Here is a 1498-nt window from a genome sequence, read left to right as displayed (position 1 = left end):
TTTAACCTGTGCGGCGTGGCCTAGGGCTATTCGAAGTCTTCGTTTTCTTCGTGTCACTCTTTGGTTTTGTGCTGGTGGCGGCAGTGACGATGTGGACGTCGTGGCGGGCTGCTGGGTGGCGGTTGCGTAGTCCGGGTGGTCGGCCAGGTCCTGGCCGGGAGGGTTTCGGTGCGCAGGCGGGGTTGCCGGCTTTGGTGCGTAGGTGCCGAAAGCCTCGGCGGACGCGGGCTGGGGTGAGTCGTTCGGGTGGTGCGGGGCGTTCCCAGGGCCGACGCAGGTCGCCGACGGCGCCTCGGGCGAGGCGTAGCTGGGTGTAGACGGCCAGCACGAGCCAGGTCCACCGGTCGGCGGCGTGTGGGTCTCGCAGCTTCGGGCTGGTCCAGCCTAAGGTTTGCTTGAGCATGCGGAAGGTGTGCTCGATGTCGAAGCGGCGCAGGAACGCTTGCCAGAGCAGGTCGACCTCAACGTCGGTGGCGGTTGCTTGCGACCACCACAGCCAGACCGGTTTCGCGATAGCACCTGATGGCAGCCGGTCGACGGTCAGCAGGATCACGGTGCCCTCGATGATCGGCAGCGGGCCGTGTTGGGCGGTCCAGGCGGTGCGGTGGGTCAGCCTGGGGTGCAGTCGGTGCCAGGCCCGCGCGGTCGCGGTGCCGTAGAGGCGGGTGTCAGTGGCCGTGGCCACCTCCGGGTCGCGCCAGCTGCCAGGGTCACCGAAGATGAACTCGCCGCCATGGCGGCGTGGGCGGCCGGTGGTGCCGGGCAGCCGGGGTGGCGTGGGTCGGCGCAGCACCCGGTCCGAGCGCATCCGCACCAGAACCTGCACCGGCAGGTCGGCCAGCAGGAACGCCAGCCGGGGTCCGTCGTATCCGGCGTCCGCGACGATCCACACGTCCGGATCACCAGGCCGCCACTGCCCAGCAGCGATCAGCCGCTGCACCACGTCGCGCAACTGGCCGGCGGTGACCGTCGCGGCGTCGTCGCCGGGCGCCAGCCGACGGGCGTCCAACGGCGCGGTCCATGAGGTGCGCCCGGCCTCCAAGGCGGTGACGAACGAGTACGGCCAGCCCGGAACCCCGATATGGGTGTCCTTGCCTCGGCCGTAGGTGTGACACAACACCCGCTGCGGGCAGGTGTGCGCCTCCGGCCGCAACCAGCACGTCACATCCACCGCCAAAACGATCCGCCCGTCCGCAGCCCGCGGCAACGGCACCGCCACCACCGCCCTCCGCAGCCGCTCGACGTCGATCCGGCCGCGATTCAACGCCGCATACAACGAACCATGACCGCGGCGGTGCTCACCCACCAGCGACAACTCCACCAGCGACCGCACCGGCGCGTCACCGCACAACAACGCGTCCGCCAGCTCGAACAACGCATCCCCGCGAGCGGTCAGACAACGATGAAACTCACGCCGAAACACGGCCAGCCGCCCGACCCCATCAGTCGACCCGACATCGTGCACACTGATCACCAGACAGCCCTTGGTTTGCGATCT

The 1498-nt window shown here is 69.2% G+C and carries 1 protein-coding gene; it reads right to left on the bottom strand.

The window, feature by feature from the left end; all coding sequences use genetic code 11:
• Nucleotide 1: 1 nt before the first annotated feature.
• On the bottom strand, nucleotides 2-1474 hold the full coding sequence (locus ACLQ25_RS32560; RefSeq protein WP_425734564.1) for an NF041680 family putative transposase: 1473 nt from the start codon (nucleotides 1472-1474) through the stop codon (nucleotides 2-4).
• Nucleotides 1475-1498: the final 24 nt, after the last annotated feature.

It is taken from the genome of Micromonospora sp. DT44 (assembly GCF_049841635.1).
Classification (GTDB): Bacteria; Actinomycetota; Actinomycetes; order Mycobacteriales; family Micromonosporaceae; genus Micromonospora.
Note: the sequence above shows the minus strand (reverse complement) of the source record. Positions and strands in the feature narration are given on the sequence as shown.